This is a genomic window from Sphingomonas oligoaromativorans, assembly GCF_011762195.1.
GTDB lineage: Bacteria > Pseudomonadota > Alphaproteobacteria > Sphingomonadales > Sphingomonadaceae > Solisphingomonas > Solisphingomonas oligoaromativorans.
The window spans coordinates 31,522-48,227 of the sequence record NZ_JAASQK010000009.1 but is presented as its reverse complement, the minus strand read 5'-3'; the positions used below and the strand labels follow the sequence as shown (position 1 = coordinate 48,227).

Annotated in this window: 14 protein-coding genes and 1 tRNA gene; 9 read left to right on the top strand and 6 right to left on the bottom strand. The window is 69.1% G+C overall.

The window, feature by feature from the left end; all coding sequences use genetic code 11:
- Positions 1-5 precede the first annotated feature (5 nt).
- A complete protein-coding gene (locus FHS98_RS16005) occupies positions 6-956 on the bottom strand; it encodes a DnaJ C-terminal domain-containing protein (protein WP_167107408.1) in 951 nt (316 codons plus the stop codon).
- 112 nt (positions 957-1,068) lie between these two features.
- Between FHS98_RS16005 and pdxH the strand changes: the two genes are divergently transcribed.
- Genes pdxH through FHS98_RS15990 form a run of 3 tightly spaced genes read left to right on the top strand, consistent with a single transcriptional unit; the run spans position 1,069 to position 3,379 of the window.
- Positions 1,069-1,647, top strand: a complete 579-nt coding sequence (gene pdxH / locus FHS98_RS16000) for a pyridoxamine 5'-phosphate oxidase (protein ID WP_167107405.1) — start codon at positions 1,069-1,071, stop codon at positions 1,645-1,647.
- A complete protein-coding gene (locus tag FHS98_RS15995; protein ID WP_167107402.1) occupies positions 1,644-2,579 on the top strand; it encodes a cation diffusion facilitator family transporter in 936 nt (311 codons plus the stop codon). The genes pdxH and FHS98_RS15995 overlap by 4 nt, the downstream gene beginning before the upstream one ends.
- A complete protein-coding gene (locus tag FHS98_RS15990; RefSeq protein WP_167107399.1) occupies positions 2,576-3,379 on the top strand; it encodes a PhzF family phenazine biosynthesis protein in 804 nt (267 codons plus the stop codon). The genes FHS98_RS15995 and FHS98_RS15990 overlap by 4 nt, the downstream gene beginning before the upstream one ends.
- Positions 3,380-3,607: 228 nt before the next feature.
- Here FHS98_RS15990 and FHS98_RS15985 read toward each other — a convergent pair whose 3' ends face one another.
- The 3 genes from FHS98_RS15985 to FHS98_RS15975 all read right to left on the bottom strand — a co-directional run bounded on the left by FHS98_RS15985 (position 3,608) and on the right by FHS98_RS15975 (position 6,802).
- Complete coding sequence (locus FHS98_RS15985; RefSeq protein ID WP_167107396.1) at positions 3,608-4,897, bottom strand: APC family permease; 1,290 nt, start codon at positions 4,895-4,897, stop codon at positions 3,608-3,610.
- Positions 4,897-6,537 (bottom strand): M28 family metallopeptidase, encoded by a 1,641-nt coding sequence (locus FHS98_RS15980; protein ID WP_167107393.1) that lies wholly within the window; start codon positions 6,535-6,537, stop codon positions 4,897-4,899. Before FHS98_RS15980 ends, FHS98_RS15985 begins: the two co-directional genes overlap by 1 nt.
- 179 nt (positions 6,538-6,716) lie before the next feature.
- Positions 6,717-6,802: transfer RNA gene (locus FHS98_RS15975), tRNA-Tyr, on the bottom strand.
- A gap of 85 nt (positions 6,803-6,887) precedes the next feature.
- Between FHS98_RS15975 and FHS98_RS15970 the strand changes: the two genes are divergently transcribed.
- Positions 6,888-7,643 carry a TrmH family RNA methyltransferase gene (locus FHS98_RS15970; RefSeq protein ID WP_167107390.1) on the top strand — a complete coding sequence of 252 codons (756 nt, stop codon included), beginning with the start codon at positions 6,888-6,890 and terminating at the stop codon, positions 7,641-7,643.
- A gap of 44 nt (positions 7,644-7,687) precedes the next feature.
- On the opposite strand, the gene FHS98_RS15965 is transcribed toward FHS98_RS15970, so the two are convergent.
- Positions 7,688-8,005 (bottom strand): 2Fe-2S iron-sulfur cluster-binding protein, encoded by a 318-nt coding sequence (locus tag FHS98_RS15965; RefSeq protein WP_167107386.1) that lies wholly within the window; start codon positions 8,003-8,005, stop codon positions 7,688-7,690.
- Positions 8,006-8,094: 89 nt separating this feature from the next.
- On the opposite strand from FHS98_RS15965, the gene FHS98_RS15960 reads away from it, so the two are divergent.
- The 5 genes from FHS98_RS15960 to FHS98_RS15940 all read left to right on the top strand — a co-directional run bounded on the left by FHS98_RS15960 (position 8,095) and on the right by FHS98_RS15940 (position 15,524).
- Entirely contained in the window at positions 8,095-8,724 is a 630-nt protein-coding gene (locus tag FHS98_RS15960; RefSeq protein WP_167107383.1) for a DNA-3-methyladenine glycosylase family protein, read from the top strand.
- A 507-nt stretch (positions 8,725-9,231) separates the two neighbouring features.
- Positions 9,232-9,828 carry an outer membrane protein gene (locus FHS98_RS15955; RefSeq protein ID WP_167107380.1) on the top strand — a complete coding sequence of 199 codons (597 nt, stop codon included), beginning with the start codon at positions 9,232-9,234 and terminating at the stop codon, positions 9,826-9,828.
- Positions 9,829-9,953: 125 nt separating this feature from the next.
- Positions 9,954-10,673: an ImuA family protein gene (locus FHS98_RS15950; protein WP_243848067.1), complete on the top strand. Its 720-nt coding sequence runs from the start codon at positions 9,954-9,956 to the stop codon at positions 10,671-10,673.
- A complete protein-coding gene (locus FHS98_RS15945; protein ID WP_341786084.1) occupies positions 10,573-12,213 on the top strand; it encodes a Y-family DNA polymerase in 1,641 nt (546 codons plus the stop codon). Before FHS98_RS15950 ends, FHS98_RS15945 begins: the two co-directional genes overlap by 101 nt.
- Positions 12,210-15,524: an error-prone DNA polymerase gene (locus FHS98_RS15940; protein ID WP_208402324.1), complete on the top strand. Its 3,315-nt coding sequence runs from the start codon at positions 12,210-12,212 to the stop codon at positions 15,522-15,524. The genes FHS98_RS15945 and FHS98_RS15940 overlap by 4 nt, the downstream gene beginning before the upstream one ends.
- Positions 15,525-15,594: 70 nt before the next feature.
- Here FHS98_RS15940 and FHS98_RS15935 read toward each other — a convergent pair whose 3' ends face one another.
- The gene (locus FHS98_RS15935; protein WP_208402323.1) at positions 15,595-16,515 is read right to left on the bottom strand and encodes an alpha/beta hydrolase; all 921 of its coding nucleotides are present in this window, start codon (positions 16,513-16,515) and stop codon (positions 15,595-15,597) included.
- Positions 16,516-16,706 lie beyond the last annotated feature (191 nt).

The window sequence follows — 16,706 nt, the reverse complement described above, 5'->3', positions numbered from 1 at the left end:
AGGGGTCAGACGCCCAACCCCGCGCGCGGGTTGCGCGAGCGATCGCCCTGCCATTCGTCGACCAGCTTCTCCAGCTCGGCATCCCCCGACGGGATATCGATCAGCAGCGTGACGAACTGGTCGCCGCGCCCGCCGGTGGCGCGGTGGAAGCCCTTGCCGCCGAGCCTGAGCACCTTGCCCGACGTCGAGCCCTTGGGCACCGTCACCATCACCGGGCCGTCCACCGTCGGCACCTTCACCTTGCCGCCGAGCACCGCCTCGTCGAGCCGCACCGGCAGATCGAGCCGCACATCGTCGCCCTCGCGCCTGAAGAAGCGGTGGGGCGTCACCTCGATGGTGACGATCGCGTCGCCGGGGCCGCCGGGGCCGGGCTCGCCCTGTCCGGGAAGACGGCGCTGCGTGCCCGTCTCGACGCCTGCGGGGAGCTTCAGCTCGATCGTCTTGCCGTTGGACAGGCTTACCCGCTGCGCGCGGAGCGCCGCCGCATCCTCGAAGCTCACCGCGAGGCGATAGGCGACGTCCGCGCCCTTCTGTTGCGGGGCAGCACCACGGCGACGGCCGCCGAAGGGGCCGCCGCCACCGCCGAACAGCTCATCGAAGATGCTGCTGAAATCGCCGCTCTCGCCCTCGAAGCCCGCCGCGCCGCCGGGGCCAGCGCCCGGCCGGAAGCCGCCGCGCCCGCCGAAGGGGTTGCCGCCGCCCGCCCCCGCGCCGAAGCCGAAGGGTGACTTGGGGTTGCCCTCGCCATCGATCTCGCCGCGATCGAAGCGGGCGCGCTTGTCCTTGTCGGACAGCAGGTCATAGGCCGCCGTCACCGCCGAGAAGCGTTCGGCCGCCTTGGGATTGTCGGCATTGCGATCGGGATGAAGCTCCTTGGCGAGCTTGCGATAGGCCGACTTGATCGCCTTTTCATCGGCATTTCGGGCCACGCCCAGGGTCTGATAGGGATCCGCCATTGTCTACCTGTATCGCAGTCCTCGCCGTAACCAACTGTTGCCCAAATGCAACAAGTGAGATGTGGACTCGCCACGCCTAACGCAAGAGGCCCGTCAACGCTATGTGGAGCGCATGACCGACGATCCCCATGCCCTGTTCGCCGCCTGGCTCGAAGACGCCCGCACGAGCGAACCCAACGATCCCAACGCGATGGCGGTTGCGACCGTCGGGGCAGACGGGATGCCGTCGGTCCGCATGGTGCTGCTCAAGGGCCATGATGCGCGCGGTTTCGTCTTCTACACCAACCAGCAGAGCCGCAAGGCGGGCGAATTGACCGCCAACCCCAAGGCCGCTCTCCTCTTCCATTGGAAGAGCCGGCGCCGGCAGGTGCGGATCGAAGGGCCGGTGAGCCTCGTCGCCGATGCGGAGGCCGATGCCTATTTCGCCTCGCGCGGCCGGGATTCGCAGCTCGGGGCCTGGGCATCCGACCAGTCCCGCCCGCTCGCGGATCGCGCCACCTTCGAGGCGCGCTTCGAGGCCGAGCAGGCGCGCTTCGAGGGCCGCGACGTGCCCCGCCCACCGCATTGGGGCGGCTATCGCGTAACCCCTGCGCGGATCGAGTTCTGGAGCGACCGCGCCCACCGGCTGCACGAACGCCGCGTCTTCACGCGCACCGCCGACGGCTGGCACGAGGGGTTGCTCTACCCATGAACCGCACCGCCGATCAGGAGACGGGCACCCTCAACCGCCGTGCGGCGCTCGCCAGCGTGGGGGTGGCGACGCTGCTGCTCGGGCTCAAGGGCTATGCCGCGCTGGTCAGCGGATCGGTGGCGATGCTGGCCTCGCTGGCCGACACGGGCCTCGATCTCGTCGCCTCGGTGGTGACGCTCTACGGCGTCCATGTCGCCGCCCAGCGCGCCGACGAGCATCACCGCTTCGGCCATGGCAAGGCCGAATCGCTCGCCGCGCTGTTCCAGGTGGCGCTGATCGCGGCCTCTGCCGTGGCGATCGCGGCGCGCGCGGTGATGGCGCTGCTGCACGCGACGCCGACCGCCTCGCCCGAAGCCGGGATCGTCGCCTCGATCGTCGCGGCCGCCGCGACGCTGGCGCTGCTCGCCTATCAGCGTGCGGTGATCGCGCGGACCCGCTCGGTCGCGATCGGGGCGGATCATCTCCACTACAAGTCGGATCTGGCGCTCAACGGCGCGGTGGTGTTGGCGCTCGCGCTCGATCGCTATGCCGGGCTCACCGGCGTGGATGCGCTGTTCGGCCTGCTGATCGCGCTGTGGCTGGGCTGGGGGGCGTGGACGTCGGCCACCCACGCCATCGACCAACTCATGGACCGCGAATGGCCCGAGGAGAAGCGCCGCGCCTTCCTCGATCTCGCCGCCACCATCCCGGCGATGGCGGGGATGCACGACCTGCGCACCCGCACCAGCGGCGCGCATGATTTCGCGCAGTTCCACATGTCCTTCCCGGCCGAGACGACGATCGGCGTCGCGCATATGGTGATGGAGGATATCGAGACGCGGCTGACGGCGGCCTTTCCGGGGCTGGAGGTGCTGATCCACCCCGATCCCGTCGGCCATGTCGATCAGGAGGGCGCGCTGCCCAAGGCCATCGCGGAAAGGAGCGAGATATGAGGTTGCCCTTCCTCCAGATAGACGCCTTCACGGATCGGCCGTTCGCCGGCAATCCGGCGGCGGTGATGCCGCTCGACCGCTGGCTGGAGGACGAGACGCTCCAGCGCATCGCGGCGGAGAACAACCTCTCCGAAACCGCCTTTCTCGTGACGGATGCCACCGGGGAGGCCGATTTCGAGCTGCGCTGGTTCACGCCTACGACCGAGGTTGCGCTGTGCGGCCATGCCACGCTCGCTTCGGGCCATGCCATCCTCGGCACGGAGCCTTGCCGCAGCCGCGTCACCTTCCGCACACGAAAGGCGGGCATCCTCGCCGTCGCGCGGGACGGGGCCGGCTACAAGCTCGCACTGCCGGCGTGGAAGCCCGAGCCCCGGCCGCTGCCCGCGATCGTTGCCGCGCTGGGGCTCGACGAGGTGGTGGAAACATTGTGGCACCCGCATCGCTATGCGCTCGTCATCGTCGAGAATGAGGATATCGTGCGCGGCCTCACCCCCGATTTCCGGGCGCTGGCGGCGGGGGGCGACATCCTCACCATCGTCTCGGCGCGAGGCCGCGAGACCGACATCGTCAGCCGCGCCTTCGCGCCCGGCGGGGGCGTCGACGAGGATCCGGTGACCGGCTCGGCCCATGCGGTGATGACGCCCTATTGGGCGGAAAGGCTCGGCCGGCCGGAGTTCAGCGCCTGGCAGGCCTCGGCACGGGGCGGGCATCTCGGCTGCCGGCTCGACGGCGAGCGGGTGATCCTGTCGGGGCACTGCGTGACGGTCGTCGAGGGCACCCTGTTGCTTCCCTGCAACTGATCGCGCGGACGTGTAAAGCGTCAGAATTGTGACATCGTTGTCGTTTTGACCGCCCTCGCGGTGCCGGTTACGTCCCCGCGCAGCAGGAGCGGAATGCCGCCCGGCGGGCGCGGAGGAGGGCCAGCACAGCCCCGAACTCTCGCGGCGTGACAGAAGCCGAGGTGGCGGGGCGCTGGCGCCCTGTCTACCGGTCCGGCTCCATCCGCGCCCGCTACACCCCTGTCGGCCCTAGCGCCGGCGCACCGCCCAATAGAGCAGCACCGACCCCGCGATCACCGCGAAGAGGCCGCCGATCTCCGTCCAGCTCGCCAGCGCGATACAGGCGGCCATGCTCGCGATGCCGAGCACCACCCACAGCCCGAGCGCGGGCAGGCGCACCGGCGTCCCCGCCAGCGCCACGTCGCGTTGCCGGAGCCGCCACACCGCGGCACAGCCGCCGATATAGAGCGCGCAACCCGCCAGCGAGGAGAGCACCACCAGTTCCTCGAACGTGCCCGTCACCGCCAGCGTGATCGCGATGGCGGCGTGGACGAGGATGGCGTTGGCCGGCACTTTCCGCGCCGACACCTCACCCAGCGCGCGCGGCAGGAAACCGTCGCGGGCGAAGGCGAACAACATGCGCGGCGCGCCGAGGATGTCGCTCCCCAGCCACGCCGCCAGCGACAGCGCGGTGCCGGCGAGCAGCAGTAGGCCGAGGCGCGGGTCGATCGTCGCCATGCCGTCCGCGAGCGGGGCTTTCGAAGCGCCGAGGCCGGCCCCCAGCAGCCCCTGCGCCACCATCTGGATCGCGACATAGGCGATGGTCACGAAGGCCATCGCCCCGATCAGCGCGCGCGGCAGGGTGCGCGCCGGATTGGCGACCTCGCCGCTGACGCCAAGCGCCGTCTCCATCCCCTGGAAGGCGAACAGCGACAGCAGCACGGCGCGGCCCACGCCCGCCGCGTCGGGCGCGACGCCCGCCCCGATCTTCGCCGGATCGAGGAAGAACAGGCCCACGCCCACGAACAGCGCCAAAGGCAGCAGCTTCACCGCCGTCGCCCCCGCGATCAACCGCGAGGCGATGCGCGCGCCGGCGAGGTTCACCAGCGTGAGCCCGCCCAGCACGCCGACGATGATCCCGGCCCGCGGCAGGGCTCCCCCCAGCACGGGGAGGAAATGGGCCAGCGCATCGGCCAGCCCGGCCGCGATCCCGCCGCTGGCGAGCACGGCGGCGAGCCACAGCAGCACGCCCATCACGAAGCCCGGCAGCGGCCCGAACGCCTGCTCGACATAGCCATAAGGCCCGCCCGAGGTCGGCACCCGGCTGCCCGCTTCGGCGAAGCACAGCACCACGGCCCCCATCGCCACCGCGCAGAACAGGTAGGCGACGAGCGCATAAGGCCCCGCCGCCCGCGCCATGCCGGCGGGCAGCGAGAAGATGCCGGCGCCGATGACCGCGTTCACGGTCGCCGCCGCCAGCCCGAACGTGCCGATGCCGCGACTGAGCCCTTCGTCGCGGCCGGTGCCGATCGCTGCCATCAGCGGCGCTGCGCCGCCGTCTTGTCCCGCTCGGCGCGGAATTCGCTGTCCGCCGACCAGTCGGGCCACTGGCGCGAGTTCGCCAGATCGCGACCGAGATCGTAGAGCAGGTCCGCATCCTCGGCCAGGCCCGAGAGATCCCAGTCGGCCGACCATTCGTCGGCGGGCTGGTGGTAGCGATCGCGGGTATAGTCGCGGGCGATCTGGTTGCCGCGCTCGACGCCGCCGTTCAGCAGGTCACGCCCCGAGCCGAAGCTGATCGCCGGCACGCCGCGCTTGGCCATCGAGAAATGGTCCGAACGATAGAAGCCGCCCGCCTCGACGCGCGGATCGGGCGTATAGGTGCGGCCCTGCTTCTTGCCCTCGGCGATCAGATCGTCGAGCAGGCCGAGCTTGGCGGTGCCCGAGATGGTGAAGTCGTGCGCGCGGCCCGCGACCGAGAGCGCGTCCATGTTGATGACGCCCGCCGTCGTCGCCAGCGGATAGACCGGGTTCGCGGCATAATATTCGGAGCCGAGCAGGCCCTTCTCCTCCGCCGTCACCGCCATGAAGACGAGGCTGCGGTCGGTGCGCGGGGCGGCGGCGAAGGCGCGGCCGATCTCGAGCAGCTCGGCGATGCCGGTGCCGTTGTCGACGGCGCCGTTATAGATGCGGTCGCCCTTCGCATCCGGCGCGCCGACGCCGAGATGATCCCAATGGCCGGTGTACATCACCGTTTCGTTCGGATGCCTGGCACCCGGCAGGCGGCCCAGCACATTGTGCGAGGTGATGACGCCGGTGTCGGCGGTGAAGCGGGCCGACAAGGTGGGCTTCAGCGTCACCGGCTTGAAATCGCGGGTCTGCGCCTGCTTCTTCAGCGCCTCGAAATCGAGGCCGGAATCCTTGAAAAGCTGCACGGCGAGGTCGCGCTGGATCCACGCTTCCATCGCGGTGTGGGCGGCGGCCGGGTTCTTGCGCACGATGTCGAACTGCGGATTGGTGTTCGAGTTCTTGACCGTCGCCCAGCCATAGGAGGCGGGCTCCGTCTCGTGGATCACCAGCACGCCGGCCGCGCCCTGCCGCGCGCCTTCCTCATATTTATAGGTCCAGCGGCCATAATAGGTCATCGCCTTGCCGCCGAAATCGCCCTGGCCCGTCTCGAAATCGGGATCGTTGACGAGCACGACCATGATCTTGCCGTGCAGATCGACGCCCTTGAAATCGTCCCACTTCCGTTCGGGCGCCTTCACGCCATAGCCGACGAAGACCAGCGGCGCGCCCGCGATGTCGACCGTCTTCTGCCCGTTCATCGGCGCGCGGATGGCGATCTCGTTGCCCTGCGTCAGCGCCTGCCCGCCGATCGAGACGGCGGGCTGGCCGACGATCTCGGAGCGGAGCAGCGGCACGTCCTGCGTCCAGGTGCGCTTGCCGTTGACGAGCGGGCCGCCGGGCTGGAGCCCCGCCGCCTTCATCTGCTGGGTGATGTAGGCGACCGTCTTCACCTCGCCCGCCGTCGCCGGGCCGCGTCCCTCGAAGGCGTCGGACGAGAGCGTCTTGATATGGTCGGAAAGCCGCTGCGGGCTGAACACCGGCTCGGGCGAGGCGGCGGCGAGAGCGGCTGCGGGCAGCACGGCGAACAGGCAGGCGGGCAGAAGGCGCATCGATATCCCCTATTCTGGTGTGCGCGAACCTATCGGCGGAAAGCGCAAATGGGAATGCGCCGCGGCCCGCAGCGGAAGCGGAAGGGAACGATTGCCCTCGGCCAGAGCCTTCCAGGAGCGAAGGTGGTGACGCCGCATTGAGGCGCTGATATCCGTGGCATGGGTATCGCCCCGGCGCGTGGTGGAAGGGGCTGGATTCGAACCAGCGTACACTTGCGTGGGCAGATTTACAGTCTGCTGCCTTTAACCACTCGGCCACCCTTCCAGCGTGCTGACGCCGGGGCGAGGCGCGCCTATTGGCGAATGAACTCTTGCCTGTCAACGCATGAGCGGAGAAAAGCGCGGCCATCATGCGCAAAGGTCATCGCCCCTCCGCCGCCCAGTCCGGCCGTATCCGTCTGTGGGGGCGTCACGCCGTCACCGCAGCCCTCGCCAACCCCGAGCGGACGCTCCGCAAATTGTGGGGCACGCACGATGCGATCGCCTCGCTCGGCCTGTCGCCGTCGATGCTCACCATCCAATATGCCGAGGTGGCCGATCTCGGCCGCATGGTGCCGTCGGATGCGCCGCATCAGGGCCTCGTCCTCGAATGCGATCCCCTGCCCGACCGCTGGCTCGACGAGCTGTTCGAGATGGCACCCGACGCCGGCGACAAGCGACCGATCCTCGTGCTCGACCAGGTGACGGACCCGCACAATGTCGGCGCGGTGCTGCGCTCGGCGGTGGCGTTCGACGCGCTCGGCATCGTCACGCAGGATCGGCACTCGCCGCCCGAATCGGGGGCGCTGGCCCGCTCCGCCTCCGGCGCGCTGGAGATCATGCCGTGGATTCGCGTGGTGAACCTCGCCCGCGCGCTCGAGGAGATGGCCGAGGCCGGTTACTGGCGCGTCGGCCTCACCGGCCATGCCAAGCTGCTGCTGCCCGACGCGATGGCGCCGGGCAAGCTGGCGCTGGTGCTCGGCGCCGAGGGCGAGGGGATGCGGCAGAACACCGAGGCGCATTGCGATGCGCTGGCCAAGCTGCCGATCAGCCCGCGCATGGAGAGCCTCAACATCTCCAATGCCGCCGCCATCGCGCTCTACGCGGCGGCGACGCGCGCCGCCTGAAGGCCTGCTCCCCTCCCTCCCGGTGACGGGAGGGGTTTGCGGCCTCAATCCTCCGGCGCGATGGTGACGCGCAGGCCGTCGAGCGCGTCGGAGAAGGGAATCTGGCAGGACAGCCGCGAGGCGCCGGTGCGGTGGTCCGAACTGTCGAGCAGGTCGTTCTCGTCATCGCTCATCGCGGGCAGTTCTCCCGCGAAGGCGTCGTCGACATAGACATGGCAGGTCGCGCAGGAGCAGCAGCCGCCGCACATCGCCAGCAGCTCGTCGAAGCCATGATCGCGGATCACTTCCATCACGCTGAGGCCGGCTTCGCCCTCGACGGTGGATTCCTGGCCTTCGCGGGTGACGACGATCAACTTCGGCATGTCTTCTCCTCCGGGTGACGGATGCTTGGTGCCCGGCTATGGGTGATGGCCCTTTTTTGCAAGACAAGCGCCAGGGACGATATCCGCGCATGGGCCTTTCGATCGACCAGCTTCATACGTCGCTCCACGCGCTGTCCGCCATGGAGCCCGCCTTCGCCCGCGCGATCGAGCGCGTCGGCCTGCCCGGCCCGCGCAGTTCGGAGCGCGGTTACGCCACCCTGCTGCGCACCATCGTCGGCCAGCAGGTGAGCGTCGCCTCGGCGCGCGCGGTGTGGGGGCGGCTGGAAGGGGCGCTCGGCGATCTCGACGATCCGGCCCGGATCGAGGCCGCCAGCGACGAGACGCTGCGCGCCGCCGGCCTGTCTCGCCAGAAGACCGGCTATGCCCGCAGCCTCGCCGGGCTGGTGCGCTCGGGCGAGCTCGATCTGGCGCGCCTGCCCCTCGACGACGAGGAGGCGATCGCGGCGCTGGTGAAGATCAAGGGCATCGGCCGCTGGTCTGCGGAGATCTATCTGCTGTTCGCGGAAGGGCGGCCGGATATCTGGCCGGCGGGCGATCTTGCCGTGCAGATCGAGACGGGCCGGCTGCTCGGCCTCGCCGAACGGCCGAGCGAGAAGCAAACGCGCGCGCTCGCCGAAGGCTGGAGCCCGCACAGGGGCGCAGCAGCGATCTTCACCTGGCACCATTACAAGAACGATATGGGTGCGCCGATGGGCTGATGCCCCGCGGCTTCGGCGAGGGGCCGGATCAGACCAGCAAGAGGATCACCGCGGCGGAGATGGCCAGCGAGACGCTGCTCATCAGGCACAGCAAGCGGCATTCCACGCTGCACAGCGATGGATCCATATGTTCCATCACCCTCTCTCCTCGTCATCCCATTCGGATGATGATCGGAGAATAACATATCTTCAGCCCAATTGAACGACCTATTTGGTGAAAGTGCGGTTATGGTTTCATTTTGAAACCAAATTGAACTGCACGAAACAGCATCAGGCTTTCGCTTGCCGAAAGAGGGAAGTCGGCTCGCACTTAAAGCAGGACACCGCCCTTCATCACGATCGCGATGCAAAACCGGCACGATCTTCTTTTCCGATCCTCTCTGCCCTTCGCATTTCCAGGAAATCGAACAAACCATCCTATTTTATTCCGGCTGACCGCAATGACAGCGTGGTCCTACATGGGTCTCAAGAGGCCGGCCCCGTCGCCGACCGGACAGGAGACCGCTCATGACCCGTTCGCTCGTCGCGGCGTTCGCGCTCGCTTCCACCTCGCTCGCCGCAGCTCCCGCGCTGGCCGAACCCTTTCAGGGGCCGTATGTCGGCGTCGAGGCCGGCCTGAACCATGACAGCATCGGCCGCGCCAACGGCGTCGCCGTCGATCATGGCAAGTCCGCCTTCGCGGGCGGCGCGATCGCGGGCTATGACTACAAGCTCACGCCCCGCGTGGTGGTCGGCGCCGAGGCGGGCATCGACGCCGGCATCCATGACGCGGCACGGGGCGATGTCGACGGCACGCCGGCCAGCATCGATCCGCAGCGCCAGATCAACGTCACCGCCCGCGCCGGTTATCTCGTCAATCCCAAGACGCTGGTCTATGCGCGGGGCGGCTATGCCAATGTCCGCGTGCAGACCACCATCGGTCAGCAGGCCGAGGCGATCAGCCGTTCCAGCGATCTCAACGGCTGGACGCTGGGCGGCGGCACCGAGCGCGCCCTGACATCCAACGTCTCGGCCCGCGTCGAATATCGCTACACGGAACTCGGCCAGGCGCATGGCCGCTTCGATCGGCATCAGGTGCTGGTGGGCGTCGCCTACCACTTCTGAGGCCCCTCTTGACTCGCCGGGGGCAGACGCGCGAACTAGAACATAGAGAGAACATTTCTATGGTCGAGTCGGTGGAAGCGCTATGCGCCTTGCGAGGGACGATCGCCCGGATCGAGGGGCAGAGAATGGCGGACGCCCCCGCTGCGGCGGCGCTGGGCCATGCCGGGATCGATGCCGCGATCGGCGGCGGACTGGCGCGCGGACGGCTGCACGAACTGTTCGCCGCGCAGCCGGAAGATGCCGGCGCGGCGGCGGGCTTCGCGACGATGCTGGCATTGCTGGCGTTGCCGCCGGGCGCGCCGCTGCTGTGGCTCCGGCAGGACGAGGCGGAACGCGGCGCGGGGCGTCTGCACCCGCCGGGGCTGGCCGAGATCGGGCTCGATCCCGCGCGGCTGGTGCTGGTGGTGCTGCCCGATCCGGTGGCGCTGCTGCGCGCGGCGGCCGAGGTGGTGCGGTGCCCGCAGGTGGGCGTGGCGGTGATCGAGCCGTGGCGACGCCCCCGCGCGCTCGATCTGACCGCGAGCCGGCGGCTGGCGATCGCGGCCGAGGCCTCGGGCGTCACCGCGCTGATGCTGCGCGCCGATGCCGAGCCGGGGCCGAGCGCCGCACAGACGCGCTGGTCGGTCACCGCCGCCGCCTCGACCGCGCTGGAGGCCGACGCGCCCGGCCAGCCCACCTTCGACCTCGAACTGCTGCGCCGGCGCGGCGGCCCTGCCGGCGGCCGCTGGCGGCTGGAGTGGGATCGTGAGCGCGTCCGCTTCCGCGAGCCGGCGCTACCTCGCGCTGTTCCTGCCGTTGCTGCCGGCGGATCGCTTCCGGGCGCTGCACCCCGATACGCCCGCTGACCAGCCCCTCGCCTTCGTCGAGAAGCAGCGCGGCGCGATGCGGATCGTCGCGGTCGACGCGCGGGCGCTGCGGCTCGGCATCGCGCCGGGGCTGACGCTGGCGGATGCCCGCGCGCGCGTTCCCGAACTCGCCGCGATCGATCATGATCCGCACGCCGATGCGCTGTGGCTGGAACGGATCGCCGACGGCTGCGACCGCTATACGCCGATGGTGGCGCTCGATCCGCCCGACGGCATCACGCTCGACATCAGCGGCACCGAGCATCTGTTCGGCGGCGAAGGCGCGCTGGCGGCCGATGCGGAACGCCGGATCGCGGCATTAAGGCTCCACCTGCGCCACGCCGTCGCGGCCACGCCCGAGGCGGCGCAGGCGCTCGCCCGCTACCAGACCATGCCCGCGCCCGACGAGGCGGCGGCGGTGCGGCGGCTGCCGGTCGCGGCGCTGCGGCTGGAGGAAGAAATCGAGGTCGCGCTCGGCCGGGCGGGGCTCAAGACCATCGGCGATCTCGCCCAGCGGCCCAGCGCGCCGATCGCCGCGCGCTTCGGATCGGAGACGGTGGCCGCGCTCGATCGGCTGATCGGCCATGCGGACAGCCGCATCGTGCCGCGCCGGCCGCTCCCCGCTCTGCTGTTCGAGCGGCGCTTCGCCGAGCCGATCCTGCGCACCGAACAGGCGCTCCTGACGATCTCGGAGCTGGCCGGGGAAGCCGCCGGAGCGCTGGAGGAACGGCGCAGCGGAGGCCGGCGCTTCGCCGTCCGCCTCTATCGCAGCGACGGCCTCACCCGTGATCTCGCCATCGAGACGAGCCTGCCGACGCGCGACCCGGCCTTGGTCGTGCGGCTGATGCGCGAGCGGATCGATGCGCTCGCCGATCCGATCGATCCGGGCTTCGGCTTCGACATGATCCGGCTGGCGGTGCCCATGGCGGAGCCGCTTGACGCATCGCAGTTCCAGCTCGAAGGCGGCTCGGTCAGCGAGGATGCGCTGGCGGCATTGGTCGACCGGCTCGGCACACGGCTGGGGCGCGGGCGCGTCCGCCGCTTCGCGCCCCGCGACACGCATATCCCCGAGCAGCGTGCCTTGCCGCTCCCCGCCATGGACAGTCCGGCGCCCGCGCCCTGGGGTTCGCCCGTGCCCGGCGAGCCGCCGCTCCGCCCACTCCACCTGTTCGACCCGCCGCAGCCGATCGAGGTGCTGGCCGAGGTGCCCGACGGGCCACCCCGCCGCTTCCGCTGGCGGCGCACCCATCATGACGTCACCCGTTTCGAGGGGCCGGAACGGATCGCGTCCGAATGGTGGCGGGTGAAGGTCGAGCGGCTGCCCGATCCCGAACCCTCGGTCGTCCATCCCGATCCCGGCCGCGACGATCTGGAAGCGGGGGAAGAGATGCCCCCCGCCCGCCATCCGCGCCCGCTCCTCACCCGCGATTATTTCCGGGTGGAGGATGCGCGCGGCCGCCGTTTCTGGCTGTTCCGCTACGGCCTTTACGGCAGCGAGACGGATCGGCCCTGCTGGTACGTCCACGGGCTGTTCGCATGAGCGGCGAGCCCCCCGCCTTCGCCGAGCTGGTCGCGGCGACCAATTACTCCTTCCTGCGCGGCGCCTCGCACCCGGCCGATATGGTGGTGAAGGCGGTGAAGCTCGGCCTCAGCGGGCTGGGCATCGCCGATCGCAACACGGTGGCGGGCGTGGTGCGCGCCCATGTCGCGCTCAAGGATCTGCGGGCGAAGATCGGGCAGGCGAAGGAGCCCCAGCCCGATTTCCGTCTCGTCTTCGGCGCCCGGCTCGCCTTCACCGATGGCACGCCGGACATCGTCGCCTATCCGGTCGATCGCCATGGCTGGGGGCGGCTCACCCGGCTGCTGTCGACCGGCAATCTCCGCGCGGCCAAGGGCGAATGCGACCTGCGCCTCGCCGATCTGATCGATCATGCGGACGGCCTGCTGCTGATCGCCATCGCCGACGAGACCCACGAGTTCCTGCTCCGCCGCCTCGCCCGCCACGCGCCGCTGTGGCTCGCCGCCACCATGGCGCGGCGCGGCGACGATCAGCGCCGCCTCGCGCGGCTTCAGGCGCTGTCGGCGCGCACCGGCATCCCCCTCCTCGCCACCACCGACGCGCTCTATGCGACGCCCGAGCACCGCCCGCTCCACGATATCGTCACCTGCATCCGCGAGGGGGTGACCGTCACGCAGGCCGGCACGCAGCTCCTCGCCAATGCAGAGCGCCATCTGAAACCGGCGGCCGAGATGGCGCGGCTGTTCCGTCAGGCCCCCGATGCGACGACAGGCTGGGCCGACATCCTCGGCCGCATCCGCTTCAGGCTCGAAGACCTGCGCTACGAATATCCCCATGAGCCGGTGCCGAAGGGGTGGAAACCCATGCCCTGGCTCAAGCACATCACCATGCAGGCGGCGGAGAAGGCCTATCCCGACGGCATCCCGCGCAAGATCCGCAACACGCTGCGCACCGAATTCCGCCTGATCCGCAAGCGGCGCTACGCTTATTATTTCCTCACCGTCTATGACGCGGTGCAATATGCCCGCTCGCTCGATCCGCCGATCCTGTGTCAGGGGCGGGGTTCGGCGGCCAATTCGGCGGTCTGCTTCTTCCTCGGCATCACCTCGGTCGATCCGGGGCAGTTCAAGCTGCTCTTCTCGCGCTTCGTCTCGGCCGAGCGCGACGAGCCGCCCGATATCGACGTCGATTTCGAGCATGAGCGGCGCGAGGAGGTGATCCAGCACATCTATGAGCGCTATGGCCGCGAACGCGCCGGCATCGCCGCCACCGTCATCCATTATCGCCCGAAGAGCGCGGTGCGCGAGGTCGGCAAGGTGCTGGGCCTCTCCGAGGACGTGACCGCGCGGCTCACCGGCATGGTGTGGGGCAGCTATGCCGGCCGCATGGAGAGCCGTCGCTTCACCGACGCGGGGTTCGACGCACAGGCGCCCGAACTCGCGCGGCTGCACTGGATCGTCAGCCAGCTTCTCCACGCGCCGCGCCACCTTTCGCAGCATGTCGGCGGCTTCGTGCTGACGCAGGGGCGGCTCGACGAGCTGGTGCCGATCCACAATGCCGCGATGGACGACCGCACCTTCATCGAATGGGACAAGGACGATATCGACGCGCTCGGCCTGATGAAGGTCGACGTGCTGGCGCTCGGAATGCTCACCTGCATCCGCAAGGCGTTCGACCTGATGCGCGCGCACGGCCTCGGCGACCTCGCCCTCGCCACCGTGCCGGCCAAGGTGCCGGCGGTCTACGACATGCTCTGCACCGGCGACAGCATCGGCGTCTTCCAGGTCGAGAGCCGCGCCCAGATCAACATGCTGCCGCGCCTGAAGCCTCGCACATTCTACGACCTCGCCGTACAGGTGGCGATCGTGCGCCCCGGCCCGATCGAGGGCGACATGGTGCATCCCTATCTCAAGCGGCGGGCAGGCAAGGAGGCCGTGGACTTCCCCTCCCCCAAGCCCCCGCACGATCAAGACGAGCTGCGCGGGATATTGGGCGACACCTTCGGCGTGCCGCTCTTTCAGGAGCAGGCGATGAAGCTCGCCATCATCGCGGCCGGCTTCACCCCCGACGAGGCGAACCGGCTCCGCCGCGCGATGGCGACGTTCCGCAATGTCGGCACGATCGGCGATTTCGAACGCAAGATGATCGAGGGCATGGCCGCACGCGGCTATCAGCGCGATTTCGCCCAGCGCTGCTACAACCAGATCAAGGGTTTCGGCAGCTATGGCTTCCCGGAAAGCCACGCCATCTCCTTCGCGCTGCTGGTCTATGTCTCGGCCTGGCTCAAATGCACCCATCCGGCGGTGTTCGCGTGCGCTCTGCTCAATGCGCAGCCGATGGGCTTCTACGCCCCCGCCCAGATCGTCCGCGACGCGCAGGAGCATGGCGTCGAGACCCTCGCGATCGACGTCAACCACAGCGGCTGGGACAACGGCCTCGAAGCCGGCGCCACCGACACCGCAATCCATCCCCGCTGGAGTTGGGGTGCGGCCCGGCACCGCCTCGACAAGGGCCAGGCGCTGCGCATCGGCTTCCGCCAGATCGACGGCTTCCGTGAGGATTGGGGCCACGCCATCGCCGCCGAACGGGCGGCGAACGGCCCCTTCGCCAGCATCGAGGAGCTGGGCCGGCGCGTGCGGGTTCCACAGGGCGAGGGCGCGGAGACGACGGCGCTCCCCGCCCGCGCGCTCCGCCTGCTGGCGGATGCGGATGCGTGCCGCTCGCTCGCCCTGCCGCGGCGCGAGGCGGCGTGGGAGGTGCGGCGGATGCCGGCTTCCGCCGAGCTGCCGCTGTTCGCCGCCGCCCGCGCCCGCGAGCTGGCCGACGAACCCGACGTGGCGCTCCCCGCCATGCCGCTCGCCGAGCATGTCGCCGCCGACTATCAGACCACCCGGCTCTCCCTGAAGGCGCATCCGATCCGGTTCCTGCGCGAAACGCTCCGCCGCCGGGGCATCCTCAGCAGCGCGGAGCTGGGGGAGGCGAAGAACGGCGCGCGGGCGAAGGTGGCGGGCGTGGTGCTGGTGCGCCAGCGGCCGGGCAAGGGCAACGCCATCTTCGCCACGCTGGAGGACGAGACGGGGATCGTGAACATCCTGCTCTGGGCGCGGCTGTTCGAGCGCTATCGCCGCCCGCTGATGGCCGCGCGGCTGATGCAGGCGGAGGGCGAGGTGCAGCGCAGCGAAGAAGGCGTGCTCCACCTGATGGCGAACCGCATCGTGGACCTGAGCGCGCTGCTCGACGGGCTGGGCGAGGCGGCGCCCATCACCCCCATCCCCCGCGCCCGCCACCCGCGCGACGTGCGGATCATCCCGAAGTCACGGGATTTCCATTGAGGAGGAGGGTGAAGGGTGATGCGCGACCGCCGGCTTCCGAACGCTCATATGTGGCAAGCCGCCATTCGGTCTACAGGATCGCGATTTCCTTGAGCCAGTTCTCCACCAGCGTGGGCCACCCCGTGATGGGATGCCTGGTCTGCCGCAAACCGAAAGCGTGCCCGCCTTTGGCGAAAAGATGGACCTCGGCGGGAACACCCGCATTTTCGAGCGCATGAGCGTAAATCAGGCTCTGCCGAATACCGTCGACCTTATCGTCCCATGCTTGCACGATGAATGTCGGCGGGGTTTGCCCGGTGACGTGAAGCGAAGGGTCCATATCCCAGCCATTGCCGCGCCAGATGTGGCCCGGATAGGCGGCAATCGCAAAATCGGGGCGGCTGCTCACCCGATCTATCGCATCGACCGGTTTGTAGGCCGCCGCGAAAACGTTGCTCGTTTCCGCCACGAGATAACCGCCCGCCGAAAAGCCTATCACGCCGATCTTATGCGGATCGATCTTGAGTTCCTGCGCCCTGGACCGCACCAGCCGGATGGTACGTTGCGCATCCTGCAAGGCGCGGCGGACTTTGGGCGTGACGTGGCAGTTGCAGTGACGGTCATAATGATCGTCGCTGTTTGGAACATGATATTTGAGCAATACGCATGTCATGCCCTTCGATGTCATCCAGTCGCAGATTTCGGTGCCCTCAAGGTCGATCGCGAGCATCTGAAACCCACCGCCCGGAAAGACGATCATCGCTGCGCCGGTATTGTGCCCCTTTGCGGGAAATATGGTCATGGTCGGGGCGGTCACATCATAGACGCCGGTATATGGTCGACCGGCAACGACATCTGGCGCCTTGGTGACTTCAACCCGTTCGGGAGGCTGCGGCACACCCGCCATATCCGGTGCGCTGCCCGGCCAGATCGGAATCTGACGATAGCCCGAGGGGGCCTGCCATGCCGTTGATGCGGCAGCTTCGGCTGCATTGCCAACCAAGCTCATCATTCCCACGAGACACGCTACAATGACCCGCATCAGCCGCACGACCGTCACCTTTCGATAGCGCGAACAAAAATCGGCCTCGCGCGTCGCGTACGGTGAGCAGACGATCGGTATCGGGCAAGTCCATTCGACTTCCAGACGGCATGATCTTTCTCAGCGACGGCGACGGGATTTTTCCGTCATGCGTGTCGACT

Excerpts from the sequence above, each read along its gene's own strand:
- FHS98_RS15970 (WP_167107390.1), top strand. The coding sequence starts at position 6,888 with ATGCGCAAAGGTCATCGCCCCTCCGCCGCCCAGTCCGGCCGTATCCGT.
- FHS98_RS15950 (WP_243848067.1), top strand. The coding sequence starts at position 9,954 with ATGGCGGACGCCCCCGCTGCGGCGGCGCTGGGCCATGCCGGGATCGAT.
- FHS98_RS15980 (WP_167107393.1), bottom strand. The coding sequence starts at position 6,537 with ATGCGCCTTCTGCCCGCCTGCCTGTTCGCCGTGCTGCCCGCAGCCGCT.
- FHS98_RS15955 (WP_167107380.1), top strand. The coding sequence starts at position 9,232 with ATGACCCGTTCGCTCGTCGCGGCGTTCGCGCTCGCTTCCACCTCGCTC.
- FHS98_RS15995 (WP_167107402.1), top strand. The coding sequence starts at position 1,644 with ATGAACCGCACCGCCGATCAGGAGACGGGCACCCTCAACCGCCGTGCG.
- FHS98_RS16005 (WP_167107408.1), bottom strand. The coding sequence starts at position 956 with ATGGCGGATCCCTATCAGACCCTGGGCGTGGCCCGAAATGCCGATGAA.
- FHS98_RS15965 (WP_167107386.1), bottom strand. The coding sequence starts at position 8,005 with ATGCCGAAGTTGATCGTCGTCACCCGCGAAGGCCAGGAATCCACCGTC.
- FHS98_RS15990 (WP_167107399.1), top strand. The coding sequence starts at position 2,576 with ATGAGGTTGCCCTTCCTCCAGATAGACGCCTTCACGGATCGGCCGTTC.
- FHS98_RS15940 (WP_208402324.1), top strand. The coding sequence starts at position 12,210 with ATGAGCGGCGAGCCCCCCGCCTTCGCCGAGCTGGTCGCGGCGACCAAT.
- FHS98_RS15935 (WP_208402323.1), bottom strand. The coding sequence starts at position 16,515 with ATGATGAGCTTGGTTGGCAATGCAGCCGAAGCTGCCGCATCAACGGCA.
- FHS98_RS15985 (WP_167107396.1), bottom strand. The coding sequence starts at position 4,897 with ATGGCAGCGATCGGCACCGGCCGCGACGAAGGGCTCAGTCGCGGCATC.
- FHS98_RS15960 (WP_167107383.1), top strand. The coding sequence starts at position 8,095 with ATGGGCCTTTCGATCGACCAGCTTCATACGTCGCTCCACGCGCTGTCC.
- pdxH (WP_167107405.1), top strand. The coding sequence starts at position 1,069 with ATGACCGACGATCCCCATGCCCTGTTCGCCGCCTGGCTCGAAGACGCC.